This window comes from Pseudomonas sp. Ant30-3 (assembly GCF_000690905.1).
Lineage (GTDB): Bacteria > Pseudomonadota > Gammaproteobacteria > Pseudomonadales > Pseudomonadaceae > Aquipseudomonas.
In genome coordinates, this window is sequence record NZ_JMCL01000264.1 from 1 (window position 1) to 449 (window position 449).

1 protein-coding gene is annotated in these 449 nt (G+C 58.6%); it reads left to right on the forward strand.

Annotated elements, in window-relative coordinates; translation table 11 throughout:
- The coding region (locus DU29_RS0129295; RefSeq protein WP_028624767.1) for a flavin reductase family protein at positions 1 to 285 on the forward strand (285 nt) is incomplete at its 5' end.
- Positions 286 to 449: the final 164 nt, after the last annotated feature.

A 449-nucleotide genomic window follows, 5' to 3' on the forward strand; every position in this document is an offset into this window, starting at 1 on the left:
TGCATCAATGTACTCCGCGCAGAACAGGAGGTACTTGCGGTGCACTGCCGTAGCGCCACGGGGACCGACCGTTTCGATCATGAAGCCTGGCGATTTGATGAAGTCAATGGGTTGCCCTATCTGCAAGGGGCGCAGGCTTCGCTGTTCTGTGAGCTGATTGAACACCATGCAGTCGGCACCCACTCGGTAATGCTGGCCAGTGTCGAGCGTGTGCTCACATCTGCCTATGCCGATCCACTCGTCTATCTGGATGGCCGCTTCCGGGCCATAGATCCAACCCGTTGAAGATATGCAGCGAAGAATTTCACAACTGCCTCGGCATATCTCTAGACAGCCTGCCGGGTTATGTGGCTGAGACTCTTCGAGCATTAGCCAATGCCCATTCCCCGCTGCCGTCCGATTTCCCACGCCACGCCGCCACCGCGCACCGTCGCGGCAAGTCGCTGCCC